Below are 22094 nucleotides of genomic sequence, written 5' to 3'. Positions count from 1 at the left end.
GTCTGCGGGTAACTTTTCTATAAATCACAACAAAATAGATAACCGAGGAATAAAGCATGTTTAAACCGCAAGATGTTGTTCAGTCCAAAACCGGCGGCCCGAAAATGATCGTCCGTCGTGTTGAAGGCGACACGCTGTGGTGCTCGCGTACGGACGACTTTTCTGCCACTGAAATTGAAGTAAAAGCCGACACCGTGGATCTGTATCACGAAGACGGCGATTTTGGCGTGTGCTGATCACTCCATCAATTTATCCCTCAAGGCTGCCACGGCGGCCTTTTTGTTTTCGCCAGATTGCCAAAAAGCAAAACATGAATTAATATTCGATATTATTAAATAATAATTCACGAGAACAATGATACATGGACGCCAGCATTCCGGTAGAGAAACAGTTTCAGGCCTATAACCACCACGATCTCGATGCCTTTTCCGCCTGCTACAGCGAAGACTTTATCGCCTATCGCATGCCCAATATGTTGCCTTCCTTAGAGGGGAAAGACGCACTCAGAACGTTCTATAAAAACCACCGGTTCAACAACAGCGCATTACGTGCTGAGCTGATCTCACGAACCGTGCTGGGCAATAAAGTATTTGACCATGAAATGATCTACGGAATTTATGAGACCCCCGTCAACAGCATTGCCGTGTTTGAAGTCGAAAACGGGCTGATTAAGACAGCCTGGTTCTATTTTGAATAATCATGCAATTTTTTGTGACTGGAAGTATTCATTGGTTGCGGATGGATATCCTCAATCATAATTTCCAATTATGTAAAATTCTGAATATAGTGGTCGGAAATTACTGAGAATAATCTGATGAAGGGACCGGCCATAATGAATAAGCCTTTTGCGTGGATGTCTGTATTTGTTGCCGCCGCATTTTTAAGCGGATGCGCGCAGCCAACAGTTAAAAACACTGAGCAGGATCAGTCAGCACTGAATACCCGTTGCTACAGTGAGTTCAGGGCACTTCAGACGCTGGATAAACAAGCTTTCAATGTTTATAAGCAACAATTTAGTCAGCTCAACGACGCATATGCAGTTTATAAAACCAATGCTTCGCTGATTAACAAAGACTCCAAAGAAATGTTTGCGCTTGAATTAAAAGATAAGCAGACACTTATCTGTGCCCGAGTTAAAAGCGCCGTGTTCAATAACATGAATCAGCGTTCTCAGATGCTCAACGATATTTAACAGAATCAGACATTGAATCCTGGGATTTTATAATCTCAGGATTCAATGATTACTCTACCATCCTGCCCGCATTACCAGCCTTTCACCGCATCCCCGTGATAGATAGCGTCCGCGGCTTTCACTGTCGCATCCGTCTGATAAGCCTCAACCAGCTCCTTCACGGCCTGGCTGTCTTTGTTATCTTCACGTGCCACGATGATATTCACGTAAGGTGAATCTTTATCTTCGACAAACAGGCCATTTTTGCCCGGCGTCAGCCCGACCTGTCCTGAATAAGTGGTATTGATGATCGCCAGTTCAATTTTGTCGTCATCAATGGCGCGTGTCAGTTGCGGCGCTTCGATCTCAACAATTTTGAGATGCTTTGGATTTTCAACGATATCCAGAGACGTCGGCAGCAAACCTACGCCCTCTTTCAGTTTGATCAAACCTTCTTTTTGCAGCAATAACAGCGAACGGCCAAGGTTAGTCGGGTCATTAGGCACCGCAACCTGCGCGTTATCGCTGAGCTGATCAATGGATTTTATCTTGCGGGAGTATCCTGCAATCGGATAGACGAAGGTTTTCCCCACTTCCACCAGCTTGTAGCCCCGCTCTTTGATCTGCTTATCCAGATAGGGACGGTGCTGGAACGAATTTACATCAATGTCGCCGCTGCTCAGCGCCGAGTTTGGCAACACGAAATCGTTGAAGGTCACGACTTCCACATCAAGGTTATATTTGTCTTTAGCAGTCTTTTTGATGGTTTCCCACATCTGCTGATCGATACCCGCGCTGATACCCACTTTAATGTGGTTTTCCTGCGATTTTTGATCACAGGCACTCAGCGCCAGTGCGCCCACCAGAGATAATGCCAGAACTGAAAATTTTAGTGTTATGCGCATAACGGTTTTACTCTTTCCGTGAATAATTAAAAGGTTGAAACAGCATCGCTGAAGATCTCAGTGTTTCAAAGCCTGTCGGGATGCGCAAATACGAAAAAGAAATAACCTAGAGCGGGAATGCTGCCGGAACCCGCTGTACGCAGGTTCCGGCAGGAGGATTTTCTTATGTGGAAAGATTTCCTGATCGTAAACCGATCATTTGCCCGCTGCGTGTAATACCGCAGGTTGCGGGCGGGACAGGAAAATGGTGATGCCCGCCAGCAATGTCAGCACACCGCCGAGCAGGAAGGCACTGCTTACGCCCGCGCTGTCAGCGAGGATCCCGCCGAACAATGCGCCCAGCGCCAGCGACGTCTGGAAGACACACACCAGCAACGCCGAGCCGGTTTCAAACAACGCAGGCGACGCCTGATACGTCCAGATATTCAGACACACCGGCAGCGCACCAAACGCCAGTCCCCAGAGGATCACCAGGGCACAGGCCAGCGCCAGCGGCACCGGGAACAGCGACAACACCAGCACCGAGGCGCTGAGCAACAGCATATTGAGCATAAACGCTTTCTTTACACCGAGCTCACGGACAGTAATTTCCGTGGTAAGCGTGCCTAATAACCCCGCCACACCGTAGCCCATCAGTAACAAAGAAATATTGCTGGCTGAAAGATGCAGGCTAAACCGCAGCCACGGCTCGAGGTAGGTATACGCCGCGAAATGGCCGCCCGCCATAAATACGCCGATGATCAGCGCGTAGCGGATCCCCGCGACTTTCGTGACGCTGAGCATCGCACGCAGGCCGATAGAGTGTTGTGCCGGCAGCGAAGGCAGCGCCAGCCATTGCAGCACGAAAAACGCCAGCGCCAGCACGGCGTTAAGCATAAATGCCATGCGCCAGCCGAACAGATCCCCGATAAAGGCGCCCGCCGGTACACCTGCGACCGTGCCGACCGCCACGCCCGCAGTGATCAGCGAAATGGCCCTGGCACCCTGCTCCTCTGACACCAGCCGCCGCCCGGAAGGAATAGCAAATGACCAGAAACCACCGACACCGATGCCCAGAATTATGCGTCCGATCAGCAGAATGTTGAATGACTGCGCCATCACGGCGATACCGTTGGCCACGATCACCGTCGCGGAGAGCAATAATAATAAGGTGCGGCGATCCATTTTTCGGGCAAACAGCATGATCAGCGGCGCAGAAATCGCGGCAACTAAACCGGGCAACATCACTGCCAGACCGGCATGCCCTTCAGTGACACCCAGAGATTGCGCGATGGGCGACAGTAAACCGATCGGCAGAAATTCGGTATTAACCAGCGCGAAGGTGCCGCAGGCCAGTGAGAAAACCGCCAGCCAGCGGCGGAATGCAGAAGTTTCTGGCCGGGTGTCCAGCGATGAGCACTCAGTCATTTTATGATCCTTAGCAAGGTGAATTATTTCGGGGGTGTTGTTTTAGTATTTGAACGTAATAAACGTGATCACCATCACAGGGTCAAGCCCTTTTCATAATGACTGCCAGGGTATTTCTTATGCACCTGCCAGATAAGCCAGTCTCCGCCTGCGATGCAGGCTGCAGAGGCGCGCGGAGGTTCAAACGGAAAAGGCACATACAGATAACGCGGACAGGAAATGACTCCACATATAAGTATGTTGTAACTAAATTGAAGAAAAAGAGATCAACCGCCGGATGCGGCGGCGAATAACGTGACGGGGAAAGGGCGTTTCAGGGTTAATGCGACACAGATTTAGAATAAAGCTGGATGATCATAATGCCGAGAGCGATGCAGCCCATGCCAATCAGCGCCGGAGTATCAAGCCGCTGTTTGTAGATGAAGAATGACATGGCCGAAACAAGGAAAATCCCCATGCCTGCCCAGATAGCGTAGGCGATGCCGATATTCATCACTTTAACGACCTGAGAAAGTCCATAAAAGGATATGGCATAACCGACGACCACAATGACGCTCGGCACTAACCGGGTGAATCCATCAGACGCCTTCATCATGGTCGTCGCCAGTGTTTCAGCGCAGATAGAAACAGCAAGGATGAGATATATTTTGAACATAAGACCTTCTCAATATGAGATTTATAAAAATAAAACATTACCCCGCAGAGTCTTACATTAAACCGTCTTAACGGCAATCATGCCGGGTTTTACTGTTGTCATAAAAATAACCGGGTACGAATACTCCGCATGGCCGGAAATTATTATGTCAGCGCCCTGTCACAACGCCGGTGTGCTTCTCCCGCTTTATGATTTTCTTCTTTTATTGCAGGCGCAATTTCAAGCAAATCTTTCCTGATACGGCGGATATCATGTCAGTTCGAAGTTTTTAAAGTGGCGAAACCAATGACTATTTCATCGACAACGAAAGAATTTATACTCTCATGCTTAGAGAAAGTGGGTGTTGACAATAGAAAGTTGGCGGCTATTGCACAGGGAGCTGATATCTACGGGCCTGAAGGGTTACTGGACTCAATCCATTTAGTGGGCTTTATCGCAGAGATGGGCGAATGGATGGAAGCCAGAACCGAGGTTTCCGGGAGTTTTTTTGATATCCTCGATGGCGATCTTTTCGAAAACTTCAAAAATATCAATCAGATTGAATCACTGTTATCCCGGAGGTTTAGCGATGTCAGCTTTTCCTCCTGATAGCCAGTTTATCAGTACAGAAAAAATCGACGACATTCCTTATCAGCGTCTGGCTGACAGGGTGCCGACGCCGTTTTATGCCTACAGCGCCTCGCAAATAAAGGCCGACTTTTCAGCATTAAAAAAGTCACTTCCGGATGAGATTCATTATTTTTATTCGCTCAAAGCTAATCCCAATAAAACACTGGTTCAGTTGTTAAACCGGGAAGGAACAGGTTGTGAAGTGTGTTCTCTGGCAGAACTGGAAACAGTGATAAGTCAGGGTGTGCCCCCGGAGGATATTATTTTTGTGGGTCCCGGAAAATACATTGCTGAATTAACCCAATGTTGTCGCATCGGTATTAAAGCTGTCGTCATCGAATCCATTGAAGAAATAAAACTTCTGAATGATATTGCTGCCAGCATGGGCGTTATACAAACCATCGCCTTGCGCATCAACCCTGAGTTTACGGGCGAAAAAGCCAAACTGGTGATGAGCGGCAAACCACGGCAATTTGGCATCGACGAACAACTTTTACCGCAGGCATTTGCCTGTGTCGCGCAGCAGGAAAATTTACGACTGGCGGGGATCCATATTTATCTCGGTACACGGATCCTCGACTGGCAAGCGCTGGCTAAAAATACCCTGAATATTCTGTCACTGGCGGGATCTTTGCAGGAGATCTACAAGGTCGATTTTGATTTTGTCGATGTCGGCGGGGGTTTTGGCGTCAGGTATTTTGATAAAGAAAAGCCACTGGATATTGTTGCGCTCGGTGGCGCGTTAGCGCCCGTTATCCGCAATTATCATGACAAATTTCCGCGCTGTAAGATCATCGTCGAACTGGGCAGATATCTGATTGCCCGTGCAGGCATTTTCGTCACCCGCGTTAATTATCTTAAACCCTCCCGGGACGAATGGTTCGCGGTGTGTGATGGCGGAGCCAACTGTCACGGCAGCGCCGCTGGCATCAACTCGCTGATCCGGCGTAATTTTCCGATGGCCCGTCTGGGTGAAACCCGTGCCGGGACACAACATCGTTATCAGGTCACCGGCCCGCTTTGTACCCCCACCGATATATTAGGTGAAAACATTATGCTGGCGGAACTGCATCCGGGCGACCTGATCGGCATCGGACATTCAGGCGCATACGGGGCCAGTGCTTCACCCGTCAACTTTTTAAGTTTTGGTCATCCCGCCGAAATTCTGGTGGAGAAAGGTCAGGCTTTCCTTATCCGAACCGCAGATAGCATTGAGACATTATTGGCACCTCAGATATATCAGCCTTTATCTGTCGAAAATGCCTGAGGAATCTGTATGTCTCTGGAATTTTCAGCCTCCAATATTCTTTGGCATGAGTTTGAAAAAAATAACAATCCTTCTGCTACGGTGGAGAGTGAACAACTGGATAAAGTTAAAAGTTTTGTTAACGCTTTTTTTCAGTCACATTCCCGCACATGCGAAGCCCAGCTTCAGCCCGTCTCCCGTTGGGTTAACTCTCAAAACCTGACATTCACGACGATGCTCAAAAAACTGGTGACCCAGTTGGAAGAGCAGGCGCTGGTCAATGACCTGGATTTGGTGGTGCTGACCCACTGGACGCCCGATGCTGAAATTGGCGCTTCAGTGACCAATGCCATTATTTATGAAACCGGTTCTCATAACGCTTTTGGTATTGCCATCAGCGATCATGGTTTAAGCAGTGGATTTGTCGCGTTGCAAATCATTGAAGATTACCTGGAAGATATCAGCGGGGACAAACGTCCGCGTAAAGCCCTGCTGATGATGGCAGATCAGGATGCCATTCTGTATGACAGCCCTTATCTCGCCAATTTCCACCCTGCGGCCAGTTGCTGTTTGCTCCTTTTACAAAGCAACGCGACCCACGAACCCCATAAGGTCGCCGGTAATATTACCTTTAAAAATTATCAGAAAACCTCGCTGCCGGTTTCAACGGCGGACATTTATCCCCTGCTTTCCACGCTGAAGATGTTCAGTGCCGCTGAAAACGCATTGCCGCTGATTATTCTGACCAGCAAATCGTTTTCACAGGTTCTGCAACGGGATGCCAACTTCTCGGGTGTCAGGATAGAAACCTGGGACGATGCTTTACTGTCTTCAGCACCCTGGGTGTTATTAAAAAAACTCGCTCAGAAAAATACGCGGTTCTTATTAATGATGCCGGAAGGGAAGAATATGATCTTCGCCAGTTTTGTGATGGAGAGCTGAAGGTGTATATCCATGCCATCACAAGCCTGATAGCTCCGGTTCTTACCCCGCTCTCCCTGCTGGAAAAAAAATACTGCTGGGGAGAACGGAATCATAAAATTTTTAGCCGTTTTCATAAGATGCAATCTGCCAGTCTGTTTGCTGATGAAACATTGCCGGATCTGCTCTCCGACCTTCTGCAAAAATTACGCGCTGAATGCGACCCCGGTTTATTTCGCCAAATCCGCTATGTCGCGTGGGCGCATTCTCTGCACGCCACAAGCCCGTTTGACCGGATGGAAGAACTGTCCACGGTATTTCAGACGTTTTTTGGCGATCAGGAGATCGAATTTTTTTCTGCGACACAGGCTTCCTGCGCTTCAGGTCTGGTGAGTTTGAAATATTTGCAGGCGAAAATGCGCGCCGCACAGCAGAACACTCTCTCTGAGAACTGTGGCTCTGAGAACCAGGCCTCTGTCTGCGGGGTGCTGATCACCGGTGAAAAATGTTTTCACCGCACGGTGCAATATGTCGATCAGAATGGTTATTTTGGCGAAGCCTTTTGCGCCACGCTGGTTGGCATGGCCCCTTCTCCTCATTCGCTGCATCTGCGCGCACTGCATTTACAACAACTCGGGGCTTATGGCACGCGGATGCGGGAAACGGATCGCGAAAGTGAAAATGCCTATGACCACGCATTTTTGCCGGTGATGACCGAAACCATTCAAAAAACGCTGGCGGGCGCGGGACGTAAACCGGAAGAACTCAGCGCCGTGCTCCCTTACCACATCAGCCCGGTGACCTTTGACCGCCTTGCTGATCGCAGCGGGTTTAGCCGGGACATCGTATTTCGCCATAACCTCTACACGCTCGGTCACTGCTTTTGCAGCGATGCGTTTCTCAATATCAAAAGCCTGCTTGCCTGTGGGGATAATGCCGTCAGAGCGCGGTGCATTCTGGCTCTGGCCTCAGGCGTGGCGGGCACCTTTGGCGCAATGGTTCTCGAATCAGACAATGAGGATATTCCATGAGCACAACCCATTTAACACAGTGGCTGGCCCGTGCTGCACAGGCTTTTCCCGAGAAAACCGCCCTGGTTGCCGGTGATGAAGAGATAAGCTGGTCAGCACTGTTCCAGCGGGTCATGAAAACGGCCACCTGTTTGCAACAGCATCACATTAAACGGGGCGATCGGGTGGTGGTCTGGCTGCCGAACAGTATCGACTTTGTGGTGTGCTTCTGGGCGGTTCAGTACCTGCAAGCCATTTTTGTCCCTCTTAACCCTGACACGCCCGTCGCGCGCGTGGGCTGGATATGCAACAACGCGGAAGCCAGTTTGCTGATCAGCAGTGCAGATCAGGCGGATGCGCGGGTCACGGCTAGTGCAGATCGCGCCCCGTATCCGGTGCTGTTTGACAAGCCGGGCACAGAAAGTCTGAGCCGCCCGGCGTTACTTTCATTACAGCAGATCGCGGCGCAGGCAGACGTCACACCGCTTGTGCCGGAAGACGCGCTGGATATCGATCTGGCCTGCCTGATTTACACATCCGGTTCCACCGGAGATCCGAAAGGCGTCATGCTGACCCAGCGCAATATGTTGAGCGCGGCGACATCCGTCAGCACCTATCTGGATCTGAGGGCAAGCGATCGGATTTTCTGCACGATCCCGATGAGTTTTGACTACGGGCTTTATCAGGCCATCATGGCCACCAGAGTGGGCGCGACGCTGATTATCGAAAAAGATTTCAGCCGTCCGTTGTTTGCCCTCAAACAACTGGTGAAACAGCGGGCATCGGTTTTGCCGATTGTCCCCACCATGCTGGCCCTCATTGCCCCTCTGGCAAAACGTTATGATTTTTCATCCGTGCGTAAAATCACGAATACGGCTGCCGCGTTGCATTCCAATGATATTGATACGCTGATTGCCCTGTTCCCTCAGGCAGAAATTTTCTCTATGTACGGACTGACGGAATGCCATCGCTGCACCTGGCTTCCGCCAGCGATGTTGTCGACACATAAAGAGAGCGTCGGTTACGCCATCCCGAATACCGAACTTTGGGTGGTGGATGACAACGGTGTCCCGCATCGCAGCAATGCCACGGGCGAGCTGGTTATTCGTGGCGCGACGGTCATGCGCGGTTACTGGCGCAATGAAGAACAGACGCAAAAGAAATTACGTCCCGGCCCGCTGCCCGGCGAATCCGTGCTGTATACCGGAGACATCTGCCGGCTGGATGAACGTGGCCTGCTTTATTTTGTCGCCCGCAAAGATGACATTCTGAAAACCAACGGCGAAAAAGTGGCGCCGCGGGAAGTCGAAGGCGTGCTCAAACGCATCCCCGGGGTCGGACAGGTAGCGGTGATTGGCGTCCCTCATGCCATTTACGGTGATGAGATCGTCGCCTGTATTGAATGTGTGACGGCGCCCGATATTGCCCTGCTCAAAGCCTTCTGTCAGACCCATCTCGAAAGCTACAAGCGCCCTCACCGCTATTATTTCAGTGAGGCGTTACCCAAAAATAATAACGGAAAGATTGATCGTAACCGGCTGCCTGAACTCCTGTTACAGCGCTCCCATGATGTTCAACGCGAATCCGTAAAATCATAAGGAAATCATTATGTTTACTTCAACAATCATTGAGGCCATCGGCTTAGTGCTGGAAAGTTCTCATCTCTCAGAACTGCATGCAGAAACACATCTGGAACGCGATTTAGGCTTTGAAAGCGGGCTGTATATTGAACTGATTATGTATCTGGAAGAGAAAGTCGACGGGCTGATCCTGGATCCGGCCACGCTGGAATTTGAGCATTTTGAAACCGTGGGCAGCTTATCGAGATTCATTCAACTGCAACTCGCGAACCGGGCTGCCTGAATGGAACAATGGGCAGAGGTTATCGCGATTTTCATGCGTTTCCGGCACCGGCCCGAACTTGCCTGGTGCCATGATACACACCGTCGCGATTATGCCACGCTGAGTCAGCGCGCAATGGATCTCGCCGTGCAGATCCGCCAGCATCAGACAGACACTGACCGCCATGTAAAACCGGTGCTGGTATACGGGCATAAGTCGTTCGATTTTATTGCCGCCTGGTGGGCATGCCTGCTCTGCGGCTGCCCGGTGGTGCCCGTTGAATCGGATAACAGCCCGGAGCGGGTGGAGAAAATTGCGCTCACCCTCGGCGCAGCTCTGCTGCTGAATACGACGGCGACGCCGGTTCAGATGAACGCGGTCAGGGTACTCGACACGGCGGAAATTAACGGACCTGTCTGTACGGATGCCACACTGCATGCGCTGCTGAGTGAAAGCCGCCAGCGTTTGCAGGATGCCCCCGGCGAACCGCTGGCTTACATCATGTTTTCCTCCGGCACCACCGGCGAGCCGAAAGGGATCCAAATCACCCTGCGCAATATGGTGAATTTCATTCACTGGATCCGCGAAGATTTTCCACTGGACGGTGCCGTCACCGGCAATGTTCGCTACTGCTTTGATGTTTCCTTATTTGAAATCTGGTTAGCCTGGATTTTCCTGCAACCGCTGTCAGTGCTCGATCACCGCGAACTCATCAGCACCCGCAAAATGATTGCACAGCATGCAGAAACCGGTGTTGTCTGCTGGGTATCCACGCCTTCGATTATCCGCCTTTATCTGCTGGACCCCACGTTCAGTGCCGCACAACTTCCCCTGCTCAGGCGGTTTATTTTTTGCGGTGAAACACTGACAAAAGACATCGTCACACAGCTATGGACACGATTTCCCGATGCCAGCGTGATAAACACCTATGGCCCGACGGAATGCACGGTTGCGGTGACCTCGGTGCTTATTACACCTGCAATGATCAGCGACCCGCTACCCTTGCCGATTGGCGCGGCCAGACCGGGCGCGGTACTCAGCCTGCACGGACAGGAAAGTGACAGCGGCCGGGGCGAGCTGTTAATCAGCGGCCCCTGCGTCGGGCCAGGCTACCTCAATGCACCGCTGAAACAGCAAACACAGTTTATCCGCCATGCCGGGCAAAATGCCTATCTGACCGGTGATATCGGCCAGGCGAAGGGAGATTGTTACTATTTTCTTGGCCGCGAGGACGGGGAAGTCAAGATCCAGGGACACCGCATCGATCTCTATGAAATTGAGCATTTCCTGCGTAGCCAGAATCTTGTGTCGGATGTCGTTGCAGTGCCTTTTCTACGCAAAGGCAATGCCGAGGCTATCCAGGCCTGCGTGATCCTCAATGATTCCTGCGCGCTTTCAGCGCTGGGCCACGCGATGCAGGCACATTTCCCGCCGTGGTCGATCCCCCGTTACTGGTATGCCATTCCTCATACTATTTTGAATCATAACGGAAAACTTGACCGCAGCGCGGCGCGTGATCTGGCACTGGATAAAGGGGAGAAATATGTTTTTATCGCAAATCAGACCGCTGTTTGACCGGCTTCGCAACCGCGATGACGCCATCGCGCTGATTAATCAGCAAGGCACCTACAGTTTTGCTGAACTGGGCGCACGGACGGCCGCCATCGCCCATTTTCTTACCCCTCTGGCGGGTCGCAATGTGCTGATCTACGGTCATAAACAACTCGATGCGGTCGCCGCTATTCTGGCCTGCATCAGTAAAGGCTGTTGTTTTACCTTTGTGGATCAGGCAAATCCGCCGTCCAGAATTGAAAAAATAGCCCGGATGACGCGCACGGAAGTGATCATCACCACCCTGCCGCACCCCCTCGCCGGGCTGGAACAATGGCCGCAGTGTGTCAGTGCTTCACTGGCAGACATTTCTCCTGCAACGCTGCCCGCTGAACCATCATTAACCCAATCTCTTTTCTATATCCTTTCCACCTCGGGCAGCACCGGTGAGCCTAAAGGCGTTATGGTCAGTTATGACAATTTTGCCGCTTTCAGCGCGTGGTTCGCACCGCAAGTCACCGGCGGAACGGACAAGGGCTGCCATATTAATCACGCCTGTTTTTCTTTTGATATGGCGATCCTCGATCTCATTCCGGTTCTCAGCTGCGGGCAGACCGTGCTGATGCTGGATCATTGCAATAATGTTTTGCCCCGGCAAAACATCAGGCTGATGACAAGAGAGCCAGATGTGGCCGTCACCAGTTGGTTTTCAACACCCAGTTTTGCTGAACTCATGCTTAAAGACGCGCTGTTCAGCCACGTTAAGTTCCCCGCCCTGAAGCGTTTTTATATCGGCGGTGAACGGGTTGCACCAGGTTTGATCACACAGTTACAGACGCGCTTTCCGGCGCTTGAAGTGATGCACGCTTATGGCCCGACCGAGACAACCTGCGTGACGCATACGCATCTTTTGTCCCAGCCGCTACACCATCAGGCGGGGTTATTGCCGCTGGGCAAGCCGCAAGGGCTGAACCGCATTCGCATCGTCGATGCGGCCGGTCATCCGGTTTCTGCCACAACGGTAGGTGAAGTCAGGCTTTACGGCCCTCAGGTTTCACAGGGCTATCTGCCGGAGGATCACCCCCGCAATCAGGCTTTTGCTGAGGATGAATGGGGTCGCTATTACGCCACGGGCGATCGCGGTTTTGTCGACGAAAATCAGTCACTGTTTATTTGCGGCAGAGATGACGGACAGTTTAAGTTGCATGGCAATCGCATTGAGCTGGCAGAAGTAGAATCCGCCGTGTGCCGAAATGCCAACGTGATCCAGTGCTGTCTGGTACCGCTCGAAGAACAGGGAAAAGTGACCGACCTGCAACTGTTTGTACAACTGCATGATGACAATGCGCTGCAGCGGCAAGCCTTACGCCATTTCTTGTCCGGGCAACTACCGGGATACATGATCCCTAAACAACTGGTCTTTTGCCAACACTTCCCCCTGACATTGCATGGCAAAATAGACCGGCAGGAACTCGTCCGGCAATACGCGGTTTCTGACAGTTTTTAATCGACATCCTGCAATCACATATAAAAAATCCAGCGTAATTGCTGAGAAAATACCCGGCATCAATTTATCTTCATGATGATGAAGGCCATATAATTTTATGACGGGTTAACGGGGTTATCATGCGTTTCGATCATACCGGTTATGTCGTATCAGATACCGATGCAACCGTCGCGGCTATTAAACTCTTTTTCCCCGTGACCGTCAGGTATAAAGAACAGATTCATGCTCAGCGGGTGTTAATCACGTTGCTGTCCACGGCAGAGGGAAATAACCAGGTCGAGCTGGTTGAGCCATTGCCAGATAATATTCATCTGCAAAGCATGCTGGATAAATCAGGCAAGTCATCCCTGCCTTATCATATTTGTTTTGTTGTCGATGATTTTGACCAGCAATATCAAACCATGAAATCCGCAGGCTGGATGGTATTAACGCGCCCGTTTCATGCCTTTAATAATCATCACCGCGCCAGCCACCTTTATCATCCTGATGCCGGAATCATCGAAATCATGTCGGGGTCGCTATGAAATCATTTTACGATCACCCATCAGACGCGGATTTTTTCACGCCGGATGCCCAGGCGCAGGCGATTGCCGATAAGCTCCGCCAGATAACCTCGCCGGACGACACGCGGACGGTCATCAGCCAGTGGTCGCAGGCTGCGGCGTTTAATCTCCTCGGCGTGCCCGCTGAATACCCGTCACACAAGCCACATCTTCAGGCTTATCAGCACATCCGTTTGACTGAGCGCTACCGGCTCTATGAAAAAGTGGCCTTTATCTCCCCGATACTCATGTTTTCGGCTCCCGGCCCCGGCATGGCGGCTTTTGCCGTCTCCGGGCTGGGGACAGAACAACAACAGGATGCTTTTTTTAGCCGCTTTCAGCAGACCTTAAGCTGGTCATGTTTTGCGATGACTGAACCGGCGCAGGGAAGCGATGCAGGTGCCATGGAAACCACGGCGTCGCCGGTTGACGGCGGGTATCTGCTCTGCGGGAGAAAAATGTTCATCGGCAACGGCATGATTGCCGATACCGGTGTGATATTTGCCCGCACAGCACCCGGACCTCTCGGTATTAATGCTTTTATTTTTAATCCGCAGTCAGCAGAAATTTCCCGCTACGCACTGGAATTAAACGGGTTGAAAGGCACTAACCTTGCGCACATGCAGTTTGATGATCTGTTTATCCCTGAAGCAGACATGTTGGGCAGGCATCTGAAGCCGACGGAGCGGTTTGCAAAATCCGCCATCGCCACATTCGATGCCCTGCGTCCTTGCGTCGGCGCGCTGGCGCTGGGTGTCGCGCGGCGCGCACTGCACGAATGGCAACATGAGCGGCGACTGACACCTTCGCAGTCTGCCTGGCTGTCGCAGATGGAACGCCGCTGGCTGGTGGTCTATCACCACGGGCTGCGGGTCTGCCAGCAAACCGAAGATAAGCTTGCGCCGGAAAATCATCCCGGAATGGTAAAAACCAGTTGCGTGATCCTGGCGGAAGAGCTGATCTGCGGACTGATTCACCGTACACCGGCCAGAGATATGCGTCTGCTAAACACACTATGGCAGGCCTTCCGGGATGTGAAAGCCTTTGAATACACTGAGGGAACGCGGCAGATCCACCGTTTAAATCAGGGATTTTCCCGGCCGCAAGAGGTGAACACATGCCTGTAACCGTCACCTTGCTCGGTCAGGGCACGATAACGGTTCTCACCCGCAGCCAGGCCGTCACACCGGACAGCCGGCATTTCATTGCTTCAGAACTTTTGGCGACAGAACACAGGGCGGCGGGCGACTGGTATCATCACTGGCCTGAAGAGGATTGCGGAAACCGTCTGCATGCTAAAGCCCTGATCACGCTTTGCCAGCACCATGTTCTCTCCTCTACGGAGAGTCTGCTGGTCTACGATTCACGGTATCCGGCCGCACGCGGCGCCACCCCTTTACTGCAAAGTTTGCTGTGCCACTGCCCGGAATTTTCCGAAGCCTGGGGGATTTGCAGTGGCCGTTTTGATCCCGGTGAGGCGTACAGGCTGGCTCAGACCCTGATGCAGGAGGAATGCCGCTTACTTTATCTCTACGACCCGATACAAAGGCTGAGTCAGGATCCCACGCCTCAGGAGTCAGAATTGCACTATCTGATTTTCTCGGCACGGATGTTGAGAAAGTAATGGATAATTTGCTGGTTTCGCTGACAGATAAGCTGTCAACCCCGGCTGTTTTTCCGATGCGACCTTCAGAGGTGCAGCAGCTCGCGCTAATGAGAACGGAAACAGTGCATTGCGGGCCATATCGCAGCCGGGTGCTGATCAGTCAAGGTCCGATGCAGGCGGCAAAAAAAGCGCTTGTGTTACATGGCTGGGGCGGTCATCCCCTGATGCTGGCGCAGGCTAAAGATATTCTGCTGGCGCAGGGATATGAAGTGTATCTGCCGTTTTTACTCGGACATGATCCGCAAACGCCAGCCCCCTGTGATTTTCCCGCACAGTGCCAGTTACTGCTCACCCTGCAAAATACCTTTGGTGCTTTCGACACCGTCGTTGCCCATTCTGCTGGCGGGCTGATCACCGCCTTGTCGGCATCTCTCGGCTTTCGCTTCAGCCGGCTGGTGCTGATGTCAGTTCCGGCCTCGTTTACCAGCCTGTTGCAACACTATCTGCGGCAAAATCATCTGCCTGAATCTTATCTTGCCCCGCTGTGCGCGTGGTATCAGGCCCGCTTCCCGGCACCGGAGATGCCCGCAACGGACTCGCTTTTTGCGCTGGGCGACATCCCTGCACTGATACTTCAGGGTCAGCAGGACACCAGAATCAATCCGGCCGATGCGTGGAAAATTCACCGTCAGTTACCCGGCAGCCAACTGGCATTGATAGAGCATACCGGCCATCTGGGTGTGCTGACTCATCAACGGACACACTACGAATTAAACGCCTTTCTCCGTACGGCAAACGCTGATCCTGAAAAAAGGAGCCACTATGTTGGGTCACATTGAATCCCTGACGGTCTACATTCCTGAACAACGGAAATCACTGGCGGAAGTCGCGCCCGCGCTGCAACTGAGTCCGCTGGATATCAGAATGTTTTCCCGCTTTTACGGGCTGGCAAATTTCCCACGCCAGCCGGGTTCACTTGATGATCTGTTGCGCCCGTTGTTAAAGCAGTTCACCGACCATCACGCTGATTGGCTCCCCCGCATTAAACATGTGGTGCATGCCCATACGCTGCCCGGCATTCGCCCTTTCGACCTGTCGGGCAAAGCCCTGCTCGACGAGGCCGGATTTGCTGACGACACCCATTACACCTCGCTGACGATGGGGCATTGTTCGACGTCATTGTCAGCCGTGGAATATGTTTGCAGCCGGATTAAAACGGGGGAATATGCTTTGTTGCTGGTCGGCGAAAAGGCCTTTCACCCCAAAGTCGAACTGATCGACGATACCACCATTATGGGCGAAGCGGCCTGCGCCGTTCTGCTCAGTCGCACCGGGGAACGCTGCAAAGTGACCGCCAGATACAGCATGCAGGCGGGTGAATTCAGTCAGCATCGCGGAAATGAATCAGGTAAGGAATCACGCTTCGCCAGCGTTTATTTTTCTTTTATCGCCACCGCGATGCGCAATGCCCTGGAACATTTCGGGCATACTGCCGGTTCGCTTGACTGGATTGCACCGCATAATGTGAATTTATCGTCATGGCAGAAACTTGCTGACGAACTGAATATTCCGCGGCAAACACTATTTCTCGAAAACGTGCCACGTTATGGTCATTGTTTCGGCGCAGATCCTTATCTGAATTTGGCGACATTGATCCGTCAGAAAAGATTATCGCCCGGCAATCATGTGATGCTGGTAAGCGTAGGCATGGGCGCGACCTTCTCTTCATTGCTGCTGGTATTATCAGCCGGTAATGAAATTCCGGTATTTTGCAATTTGGAGCAATTTCCAGATATTAAGCAGGATTAAGTTAATACGCACTTGTTCTTTATGTGATGTGTTAACTCCTCATGGCTGATATTACCCGATACTACCCGCAGCTGAATGAACTCCAGGCACTGCTCACCACGGCTGGCAAAATTTCGGAATATAAACCGGATCAGGCGCTGGCCTGTTTTGATCATCCCGAACTGATGAGCATTGCCTGTATCGGCATTCCCTCCCGTTTTAATCCCTGGGAAACGGCGGCCTTTTCTGACGTTGATTACTCACATCACTTACAGATCATCGAATATCTGAGCCGGGCAGATGCCAGCGCGATGATGATGTTGCCCGGCGCATCCCTCAGCACCCGCGCTATTTTGACGCTCGGCACTGAACGGCAACAGGCGCGTTTTTTCGCCTGCTTTGAACACAGCCCTGCCTGGACATTTTTTGCCGTCACCGAGCCGGGGTTTGGCTCCGACGCCACGGCAATTGCCTGCGAACTCACGCAAAACAGTCAGGGATGGTGGCTGAACGGGCAAAAGATGCTGGTCGGCGGCGCGATGCGCGCCAGCGCGGGCCTGGTATTTGCCCGTTATGAACAGAGCCACCGGCTGGTGATGGTGTTTCCCGAAGGCAGAACCGGACCTTTGCAGCGTGAACTGCTCGATACCTTCGGGTTAGCGGGTGCGGCACTGACACGTCTGACGATGACCAATCTGAGTGTCAAAGAAGACGATATTTTAGGGCAGGAACGCCGGGGATTGCAGCAGGGGCTTAATGCGCTGAGCAAGGTCTTTGAGCGCCACCGTCCCATGGTGGCGGCTATGGCGCTGGGCACCACTTACGGCCTGCTGAAAGCGCTGGAAACCCGACCATTACCCGCAACTGCGCAACATTGGATCGCCTGCCAGTGGCGTAAATATCATGTTCTCTTTCAGCAGATGCTCGCACTGGCGGAAGGCTACCGTACGGGTCAGCAGCAATATGCCAGCACCAGCCGCCTCAAATTAAGCGCTACCCGTCTGGCCGAAGAGACGGCGAGCCATCTGCCCCACTGGCTCGCCACCGAAGACTGGCTGGAAGAGACTTTCCTGCGCAAGCGCTACCGCGACAGCTTTGCTTTTGAATACATGGAAGGCACCAGCAATATCCACTTACTTAACAGCTTCCGCACACCTGAAATTCAGGGAGATCAACGCCATGCTGTACCTTGATCCCGCCGATATTGTCAGCCAGTCGTTTCATCACACCGACGTCCCTCAACCGGAGTGGGAAACGGATATTCCGCACTGGCGTTCGTATGTTCAGCATTTTTTCGCCGCTAACGGTGAGCCGCTCAGTCAGGAAAACGAGCAGGTTAATACCTGGATCACCAGCAATGAACGGGCGGCCTTCAGCGACATGGTCGCTACATTGCTGCCGCATCTTGCCCCGGTCGTTCAGCCGCAGCGGGTGAAAACGGTGCTGATGGCGCACTGGACGCCTGACCTGCACATGGGGAGTTCTGTGGTGAATTTAGCCATACATCAGCTCGGCCTCACCGACTGTCTGGCGCTGGCAATCAGCGATCGCGGGCCGGATGCGGCGTTGTTCGCCCTTGATGGCCTCAGCGACTGCCTGCAAGGGAAAGCGGAAGACGGATTGTTACTGATCGCCGAACAAAAAAGCCTGATGTACTTTTCACCGCTGATGGCGCGCCTGCAACCGGAAAACAATGCCTGCCTCTGTCTGGTCAATACGCAACAGCGCGGATTACGTTATCTGGGGTATCAGCGTCTGAAAACGTCCGCAGATTTTAGCGAGGCCATCTTGCAGTCCGTTGAGCATTTCGGTTTTACCCGCGAACGGTTAACGCTGATCGGCCCTCAAAATTGTCTCGCCAGTTTACCGGAAGGCTTTACGTCACTGGCGGTCAATCCCCGTTTACTTTGCGCGGCGCCTTTTGTCGCCCTGGGTCAAAACTGGCAGCCCGGACGTGATTATCTGCTGATGAGTGAACACAACGGACGGATAAGCCTGTGCGGTCTGGCGGCAGCAGAGAACCTGAGATGAATATTTTTGCGCTGAAAACCTGTATTCCTGTCACACGGATATCGCTTGACGCGATCCTCGCCCATCGCGGCGCGAACCCCAGCGAAGCCCGGACCTTCCGGCATCTTTTCGGTTTTCAGGAAGCATCAACGCTGGCTGAAGACGAAAGTGCCGCCGCGACGTTTGAATCGCTGTTGCAGCAAACCGCCGTACAGTTAACGCAGGCTGAAAAAATCGATGCGATTATTTTGGTTCAGGGATTGCCCGCCCGTTCACGACGGCAACGGGTTGATTTAGCGTTGCTGCGGCAACGTTTTGATTTTATTGCCCCTGACGCACATCTCATCACCCTCAATCAGCAAAACTGCGCCACGTTATTCTGGGGTCTGCTGATGGCCGGGCGCATGCTTGAGCAGGGAAAATATCAGTGTGTGGCTCTGCTGGCAGGCGACACGCTGGCAGATTTCAGTCTGGCAGAGCGCTATGTTCCCGGCTGCACATTAATCGGTGATGCCTTTGTGTGTGCCTTACTGAGACCGGGCGGCGGTGAGCGCAGGGTGTCCGGCATTCACTGTTTTCATCATCCCGCATTCTGGCAGGGCCTCGACGGCAGCCGGGAAGATATTAAGCGTTTTTATCAGTCTCATGACGCTCTGATCGACATGGCGCTGCGTCAGTATCCGGCTGAACAGCGGAAGGACGCATGGTTACTGCCTCACAACATTAACCGCCTGAGCTGGCAAACCTGGCGGCGGCATCCTGATCGCGCCCATCAGCGGATCGCCACCGATCTCATCGGGCAATGCGGACATTGTTACACCACCGATCCTCTCTTACTGCTCGATACCCACCCGCCAGCCGAAACCGGCCAGCCAGCCATTTTACTTTCTGTCGGGCTCGGCGGTTGGGTAGGCAGCGCCATGATCACTTCAGACACATTTGCGGAGCCTCAGGATGCCTGATAACGCGCAAGCCATCCCTTTTTTCACCCCGCCTTCCTCACAGTTTGCCCGGCTCGGTTTTCTTAAAATCGCCGAAATGGCCTGTCGTCAGCACGGAGATAAAGTCTGGATTGGTGAAAAAGACAATGCAGTGCTGCTGCTTGCCGGCGCCCGCCATGTCCGGTTGCTGATTGAGCAGGAAAGCCAGTTCGTGAAGGAATTTGAACATCTTTCCTCAGCCTCAACTATCGGACGCATCTTGCTGGGCCAGTCACTGACGACATCCAAAGAGGGCGAGGAATGGCGGCTGGCGAGAAAACTCACCACACCGCTGGTGAACCCTAAATCCCCGTTGCTGAAACAAAGCACCGACCTCTCCGCCCGCTGGCTGCTGGATATTCTGCAGGATCCGCAGCAGACCTCATTGCGTGAAATCTGCCTGCACTGGGCGCTGATGTGTGTGGCGGAAGGATTTTTTGGCCGGGAGATCAGTCTGCCCCAACTGAATACGCTGATTGGCCATTTCCGTGATATCTATCTGCAACTGATTATCGCCGCACCGGACGCGGATTATGAGGCACTGTGCAGGCATCCGGCACTGGTCGCCTTCCGGCTGGAGGCTGAGTCCCTGCTTGGCCCGTTGCTGGATGACGCCAGGGGCGGCAATACCACGATGCTGGAACGTCTTTGTCAGGCGCTCAGTCCCGGCGCGCACCCCGAAGCGCGTGAGAGAGTGATCAGTCTTCTGCTGGGCAATCTTGCCGCCAGCGTCGATAACACGGGTATTGCCTTGCTATGGACGCTGACACATCTTTCGCAGCACCTGAACTATCAGCACTGCGTACGTGAGGAAGCGGCTCAGGGCAAACGAAACATGGCCTCAGCCATTGTCCGGGAATCGCTCCGTCTGACGCCGGTGACAGCGTTTTTTGAGCGCCGGGTGGCAGAAAATATCGTGGTGGATGACGTGGTGATTACGGCGGGCACGCGGGTTTTATTTTCCCCCTGGCTGATTCACCGTCATGCCGCCTGCTGGGCAGAACCGCTTTGCTTCAGGCCGGAACGGTTTCTGGGTGAAGAGAAAATTGCGCCGGAGCATTTTTTACCCTTTAGCGTCGGAAAACGAAACTGTGTGGGCATGACTCTGGCTCTCGACCAGCTGACCACGGCGGTCGCGACACTGTGCGAACATTTTCAGTTTTCGCTCGCCCCTTCGACGTCACCTGCCGCCCTCACCCCGCTTTTTGCGCTTAATGTCATCCCGCGCGGTGACCTGTCTTTCATTCTCACGTCCACAAACAAGGCTGAACAGCATGACCACATCCCGTGAGATCCCGGCGCTGAGCCTGTTCTGCTTCGCCGATGTGGCCAGAGACAACTTTGCTGATAAATATGAACAATTATTAAGTACCGCACGGCTGGCAGATACGCTGAATTTTCATGCTATCTGGACGCCCGAGCGGCATTTCCATACCTTTGGCGGCATGTTTGCTAATCCTTCGGTGGTCAGCGCGGCGCTGGCGGCCTGCACGCAACGTATCGGTATCCGGGCAGGCAGCGTGGTGCTGCCGTTACATGATCCTCTGCGGGTTGCCGAAGAATGGGCCATCGTCGATAACCTGTCTCATGGCCGCGCTGGCGTGGCGTTTGCCAGCGGCTGGCAGCGTAATGATTTTGTGCTCAGGGCTGAGAATTACCGCCAGAGACAACAGGTTCTTTTTTCCTCACTGGCGCAGGTTCAGGCGCTGTGGCGCGGTGAATCCGTCACACGCCACGAGCTTTCGCTGCCTGCGCAACCCGAACCGGTCAGCCTGAAAACCTGGCCGGCACCTTTTCAGACGGAGATCCCCGTCTGGCTGACCACCGGCAGTAATCCCGATTTATTTACTGAGGCCGGAAAACGCGGGCTGAATGTGCTCACCCATCTGGTTTCGCAGACCCGCGAGCAACTGGTGGAAAACTGCGCGGCGTATCGCCTCGCACGCCGTCAGGCGGGTTTTGATCCCGCAGAAGGCACCGTCACATTGATGCTGCACACGCAGGCCGGAGCAGCACGAAAAACGCTGTTGCCACGGATTAAACCGGCACTTACCGGTTATCTGCAGGCATTTATGGCGCTTTCCGACAATCTCAGTCAACCACGGGTCGCCGATGCGGAGCAAAATGAGAAGAAGCAAGCCTACACACTGAAATGGGGAGTGGAGAAATATCTCAACCACTGCGGTTTATTTGGCTCTGCACAAGAATGCGCAGATCAGCTTGCCCGTCTCAGGCAGGAAGGAATCGATGAAGTTGCGTGCCTTATGGATTTTGGAATGCCTCAATCAAGTGTGGAAGAAACGCTTCGGACACTTGCTACATTGTTATGAAATCAAGGAACTAT

At 52.7% G+C, this 22094-nt stretch carries 24 protein-coding genes; 21 read left to right on the top strand and 3 right to left on the bottom strand.

Annotated elements, in window-relative coordinates; all coding sequences use genetic code 11:
- Positions 1 to 56 precede the first annotated feature (56 nt).
- From DXU84_RS17400 to DXU84_RS17390, 3 genes are all read left to right on the top strand, one after another.
- On the top strand, positions 57 to 236 hold the full coding sequence (locus DXU84_RS17400; protein ID WP_013577934.1) for a hypothetical protein: 180 nt from the start codon (positions 57 to 59) through the stop codon (positions 234 to 236).
- Positions 237 to 361: 125 nt separating this feature from the next.
- The gene (locus tag DXU84_RS17395) at positions 362 to 697 is read left to right on the top strand and encodes a nuclear transport factor 2 family protein (protein WP_013577935.1); all 336 of its coding nucleotides are present in this window, start codon (positions 362 to 364) and stop codon (positions 695 to 697) included.
- Between the two features lie 135 nt (positions 698 to 832).
- The gene (locus DXU84_RS17390; RefSeq protein WP_013577936.1) at positions 833 to 1192 is read left to right on the top strand and encodes a hypothetical protein; all 360 of its coding nucleotides are present in this window, start codon (positions 833 to 835) and stop codon (positions 1190 to 1192) included.
- Positions 1193 to 1263: 71 nt separating this feature from the next.
- On the opposite strand, the gene metQ is transcribed toward DXU84_RS17390, so the two are convergent.
- The 3 genes from metQ to DXU84_RS17375 all read right to left on the bottom strand — a co-directional run bounded on the left by metQ (position 1264) and on the right by DXU84_RS17375 (position 4138).
- The gene (gene metQ, locus DXU84_RS17385) at positions 1264 to 2076 is read right to left on the bottom strand and encodes a methionine ABC transporter substrate-binding lipoprotein MetQ (RefSeq protein ID WP_013577937.1); all 813 of its coding nucleotides are present in this window, start codon (positions 2074 to 2076) and stop codon (positions 1264 to 1266) included.
- Between the two features lie 195 nt (positions 2077 to 2271).
- A complete protein-coding gene (locus tag DXU84_RS17380) occupies positions 2272 to 3483 on the bottom strand; it encodes an MFS transporter (protein WP_013577938.1) in 1212 nt (403 codons plus the stop codon).
- Between the two features lie 319 nt (positions 3484 to 3802).
- Positions 3803 to 4138, bottom strand: a complete 336-nt coding sequence (locus DXU84_RS17375; protein ID WP_014416586.1) for a multidrug efflux SMR transporter — start codon at positions 4136 to 4138, stop codon at positions 3803 to 3805.
- A 285-nt stretch (positions 4139 to 4423) separates the two neighbouring features.
- On the opposite strand from DXU84_RS17375, the gene DXU84_RS17370 reads away from it, so the two are divergent.
- The 18 genes from DXU84_RS17370 to DXU84_RS17285 all read left to right on the top strand — a co-directional run bounded on the left by DXU84_RS17370 (position 4424) and on the right by DXU84_RS17285 (position 22080).
- Entirely contained in the window at positions 4424 to 4726 is a 303-nt protein-coding gene (locus DXU84_RS17370) for a hypothetical protein (protein WP_013577940.1), read from the top strand.
- Positions 4707 to 6014, top strand: coding sequence for a type III PLP-dependent enzyme (locus tag DXU84_RS17365; protein ID WP_037033149.1), 1308 nt, complete (start codon positions 4707 to 4709; stop codon positions 6012 to 6014). Before DXU84_RS17370 ends, DXU84_RS17365 begins: the two co-directional genes overlap by 20 nt.
- Before the next feature lie 9 nt (positions 6015 to 6023).
- Positions 6024 to 6935 (top strand): hypothetical protein, encoded by a 912-nt coding sequence (locus tag DXU84_RS17360; protein WP_014416588.1) that lies wholly within the window; start codon positions 6024 to 6026, stop codon positions 6933 to 6935.
- A gap of 119 nt (positions 6936 to 7054) precedes the next feature.
- The gene (locus DXU84_RS17355; RefSeq protein ID WP_223510018.1) at positions 7055 to 7945 is read left to right on the top strand and encodes a 3-oxoacyl-ACP synthase; all 891 of its coding nucleotides are present in this window, start codon (positions 7055 to 7057) and stop codon (positions 7943 to 7945) included.
- On the top strand, positions 7942 to 9522 hold the full coding sequence (locus DXU84_RS17350) for a class I adenylate-forming enzyme family protein (RefSeq protein ID WP_153376341.1): 1581 nt from the start codon (positions 7942 to 7944) through the stop codon (positions 9520 to 9522). The genes DXU84_RS17355 and DXU84_RS17350 overlap by 4 nt, the downstream gene beginning before the upstream one ends.
- A gap of 10 nt (positions 9523 to 9532) precedes the next feature.
- On the top strand, positions 9533 to 9787 hold the full coding sequence (locus tag DXU84_RS17345; protein ID WP_013577945.1) for a phosphopantetheine-binding protein: 255 nt from the start codon (positions 9533 to 9535) through the stop codon (positions 9785 to 9787).
- Complete coding sequence (locus DXU84_RS17340) at positions 9788 to 11341, top strand: AMP-binding protein (protein ID WP_153376339.1); 1554 nt, start codon at positions 9788 to 9790, stop codon at positions 11339 to 11341.
- On the top strand, positions 11310 to 12824 hold the full coding sequence (locus DXU84_RS17335; protein WP_153376337.1) for an AMP-binding protein: 1515 nt from the start codon (positions 11310 to 11312) through the stop codon (positions 12822 to 12824). The genes DXU84_RS17340 and DXU84_RS17335 overlap by 32 nt, the downstream gene beginning before the upstream one ends.
- A 119-nt stretch (positions 12825 to 12943) precedes the next feature.
- The gene (locus tag DXU84_RS17330; protein ID WP_037033156.1) at positions 12944 to 13348 is read left to right on the top strand and encodes a VOC family protein; all 405 of its coding nucleotides are present in this window, start codon (positions 12944 to 12946) and stop codon (positions 13346 to 13348) included.
- Positions 13345 to 14493 (top strand): acyl-CoA dehydrogenase family protein, encoded by a 1149-nt coding sequence (locus DXU84_RS17325; protein ID WP_153376335.1) that lies wholly within the window; start codon positions 13345 to 13347, stop codon positions 14491 to 14493. The genes DXU84_RS17330 and DXU84_RS17325 overlap by 4 nt, the downstream gene beginning before the upstream one ends.
- Complete coding sequence (locus DXU84_RS17320; RefSeq protein WP_013577950.1) at positions 14484 to 14990, top strand: hypothetical protein; 507 nt, start codon at positions 14484 to 14486, stop codon at positions 14988 to 14990. The genes DXU84_RS17325 and DXU84_RS17320 overlap by 10 nt, the downstream gene beginning before the upstream one ends.
- An 89-nt stretch (positions 14991 to 15079) precedes the next feature.
- On the top strand, positions 15080 to 15811 hold the full coding sequence (locus tag DXU84_RS17315; protein ID WP_225444953.1) for an alpha/beta fold hydrolase: 732 nt from the start codon (positions 15080 to 15082) through the stop codon (positions 15809 to 15811).
- Positions 15795 to 16781 (top strand): 3-oxoacyl-[acyl-carrier-protein] synthase III C-terminal domain-containing protein, encoded by a 987-nt coding sequence (locus DXU84_RS17310; RefSeq protein ID WP_153376333.1) that lies wholly within the window; start codon positions 15795 to 15797, stop codon positions 16779 to 16781. The genes DXU84_RS17315 and DXU84_RS17310 overlap by 17 nt, the downstream gene beginning before the upstream one ends.
- 41 nt (positions 16782 to 16822) lie before the next feature.
- Positions 16823 to 17953: an acyl-CoA dehydrogenase family protein gene (locus DXU84_RS17305; RefSeq protein WP_153376331.1), complete on the top strand. Its 1131-nt coding sequence runs from the start codon at positions 16823 to 16825 to the stop codon at positions 17951 to 17953.
- Positions 17940 to 18791 carry a hypothetical protein gene (locus tag DXU84_RS17300; protein WP_153376329.1) on the top strand — a complete coding sequence of 284 codons (852 nt, stop codon included), beginning with the start codon at positions 17940 to 17942 and terminating at the stop codon, positions 18789 to 18791. Before DXU84_RS17305 ends, DXU84_RS17300 begins: the two co-directional genes overlap by 14 nt.
- Positions 18788 to 19732, top strand: coding sequence for a 3-oxoacyl-ACP synthase (locus DXU84_RS17295; RefSeq protein WP_153376327.1), 945 nt, complete (start codon positions 18788 to 18790; stop codon positions 19730 to 19732). Before DXU84_RS17300 ends, DXU84_RS17295 begins: the two co-directional genes overlap by 4 nt.
- The gene (locus DXU84_RS17290; protein WP_153376325.1) at positions 19725 to 21041 is read left to right on the top strand and encodes a cytochrome P450; all 1317 of its coding nucleotides are present in this window, start codon (positions 19725 to 19727) and stop codon (positions 21039 to 21041) included. Before DXU84_RS17295 ends, DXU84_RS17290 begins: the two co-directional genes overlap by 8 nt.
- Positions 21025 to 22080 carry a MupA/Atu3671 family FMN-dependent luciferase-like monooxygenase gene (locus DXU84_RS17285; RefSeq protein WP_037033172.1) on the top strand — a complete coding sequence of 352 codons (1056 nt, stop codon included), beginning with the start codon at positions 21025 to 21027 and terminating at the stop codon, positions 22078 to 22080. Before DXU84_RS17290 ends, DXU84_RS17285 begins: the two co-directional genes overlap by 17 nt.
- Positions 22081 to 22094 lie beyond the last annotated feature (14 nt).

Source organism: Rahnella sp. RcJ3 (assembly GCF_009498575.1).
Lineage (GTDB): Bacteria > Pseudomonadota > Gammaproteobacteria > Enterobacterales > Enterobacteriaceae > Rahnella > Rahnella aceris.
The sequence above is the reverse complement of the archived record's forward strand: the minus strand, read 5'-3'. Positions and strand labels throughout refer to the sequence as shown.

Coding starts and splice junctions, on each gene's coding strand:
- DXU84_RS17400 (WP_013577934.1), top strand. CDS start 57: ATGTTTAAACCGCAAGATGTTGTTCAGTCCAAAACCGGCGGCCCGAAA.
- DXU84_RS17395 (WP_013577935.1), top strand. CDS start 362: ATGGACGCCAGCATTCCGGTAGAGAAACAGTTTCAGGCCTATAACCAC.
- DXU84_RS17390 (WP_013577936.1), top strand. CDS start 833: ATGAATAAGCCTTTTGCGTGGATGTCTGTATTTGTTGCCGCCGCATTT.
- metQ (WP_013577937.1), bottom strand. CDS start 2,076: ATGCGCATAACACTAAAATTTTCAGTTCTGGCATTATCTCTGGTGGGC.
- DXU84_RS17380 (WP_013577938.1), bottom strand. CDS start 3,483: ATGACTGAGTGCTCATCGCTGGACACCCGGCCAGAAACTTCTGCATTC.
- DXU84_RS17375 (WP_014416586.1), bottom strand. CDS start 4,138: ATGTTCAAAATATATCTCATCCTTGCTGTTTCTATCTGCGCTGAAACA.
- DXU84_RS17370 (WP_013577940.1), top strand. CDS start 4,424: ATGACTATTTCATCGACAACGAAAGAATTTATACTCTCATGCTTAGAG.
- DXU84_RS17365 (WP_037033149.1), top strand. CDS start 4,707: ATGTCAGCTTTTCCTCCTGATAGCCAGTTTATCAGTACAGAAAAAATC.
- DXU84_RS17360 (WP_014416588.1), top strand. CDS start 6,024: ATGTCTCTGGAATTTTCAGCCTCCAATATTCTTTGGCATGAGTTTGAA.
- DXU84_RS17355 (WP_223510018.1), top strand. CDS start 7,055: ATGCAATCTGCCAGTCTGTTTGCTGATGAAACATTGCCGGATCTGCTC.
- DXU84_RS17350 (WP_153376341.1), top strand. CDS start 7,942: ATGAGCACAACCCATTTAACACAGTGGCTGGCCCGTGCTGCACAGGCT.
- DXU84_RS17345 (WP_013577945.1), top strand. CDS start 9,533: ATGTTTACTTCAACAATCATTGAGGCCATCGGCTTAGTGCTGGAAAGT.
- DXU84_RS17340 (WP_153376339.1), top strand. CDS start 9,788: ATGGAACAATGGGCAGAGGTTATCGCGATTTTCATGCGTTTCCGGCAC.
- DXU84_RS17335 (WP_153376337.1), top strand. CDS start 11,310: ATGTTTTTATCGCAAATCAGACCGCTGTTTGACCGGCTTCGCAACCGC.
- DXU84_RS17330 (WP_037033156.1), top strand. CDS start 12,944: ATGCGTTTCGATCATACCGGTTATGTCGTATCAGATACCGATGCAACC.
- DXU84_RS17325 (WP_153376335.1), top strand. CDS start 13,345: ATGAAATCATTTTACGATCACCCATCAGACGCGGATTTTTTCACGCCG.
- DXU84_RS17320 (WP_013577950.1), top strand. CDS start 14,484: ATGCCTGTAACCGTCACCTTGCTCGGTCAGGGCACGATAACGGTTCTC.
- DXU84_RS17315 (WP_225444953.1), top strand. CDS start 15,080: ATGAGAACGGAAACAGTGCATTGCGGGCCATATCGCAGCCGGGTGCTG.
- DXU84_RS17310 (WP_153376333.1), top strand. CDS start 15,795: ATGTTGGGTCACATTGAATCCCTGACGGTCTACATTCCTGAACAACGG.
- DXU84_RS17305 (WP_153376331.1), top strand. CDS start 16,823: ATGGCTGATATTACCCGATACTACCCGCAGCTGAATGAACTCCAGGCA.
- DXU84_RS17300 (WP_153376329.1), top strand. CDS start 17,940: ATGCTGTACCTTGATCCCGCCGATATTGTCAGCCAGTCGTTTCATCAC.
- DXU84_RS17295 (WP_153376327.1), top strand. CDS start 18,788: ATGAATATTTTTGCGCTGAAAACCTGTATTCCTGTCACACGGATATCG.
- DXU84_RS17290 (WP_153376325.1), top strand. CDS start 19,725: ATGCCTGATAACGCGCAAGCCATCCCTTTTTTCACCCCGCCTTCCTCA.
- DXU84_RS17285 (WP_037033172.1), top strand. CDS start 21,025: ATGACCACATCCCGTGAGATCCCGGCGCTGAGCCTGTTCTGCTTCGCC.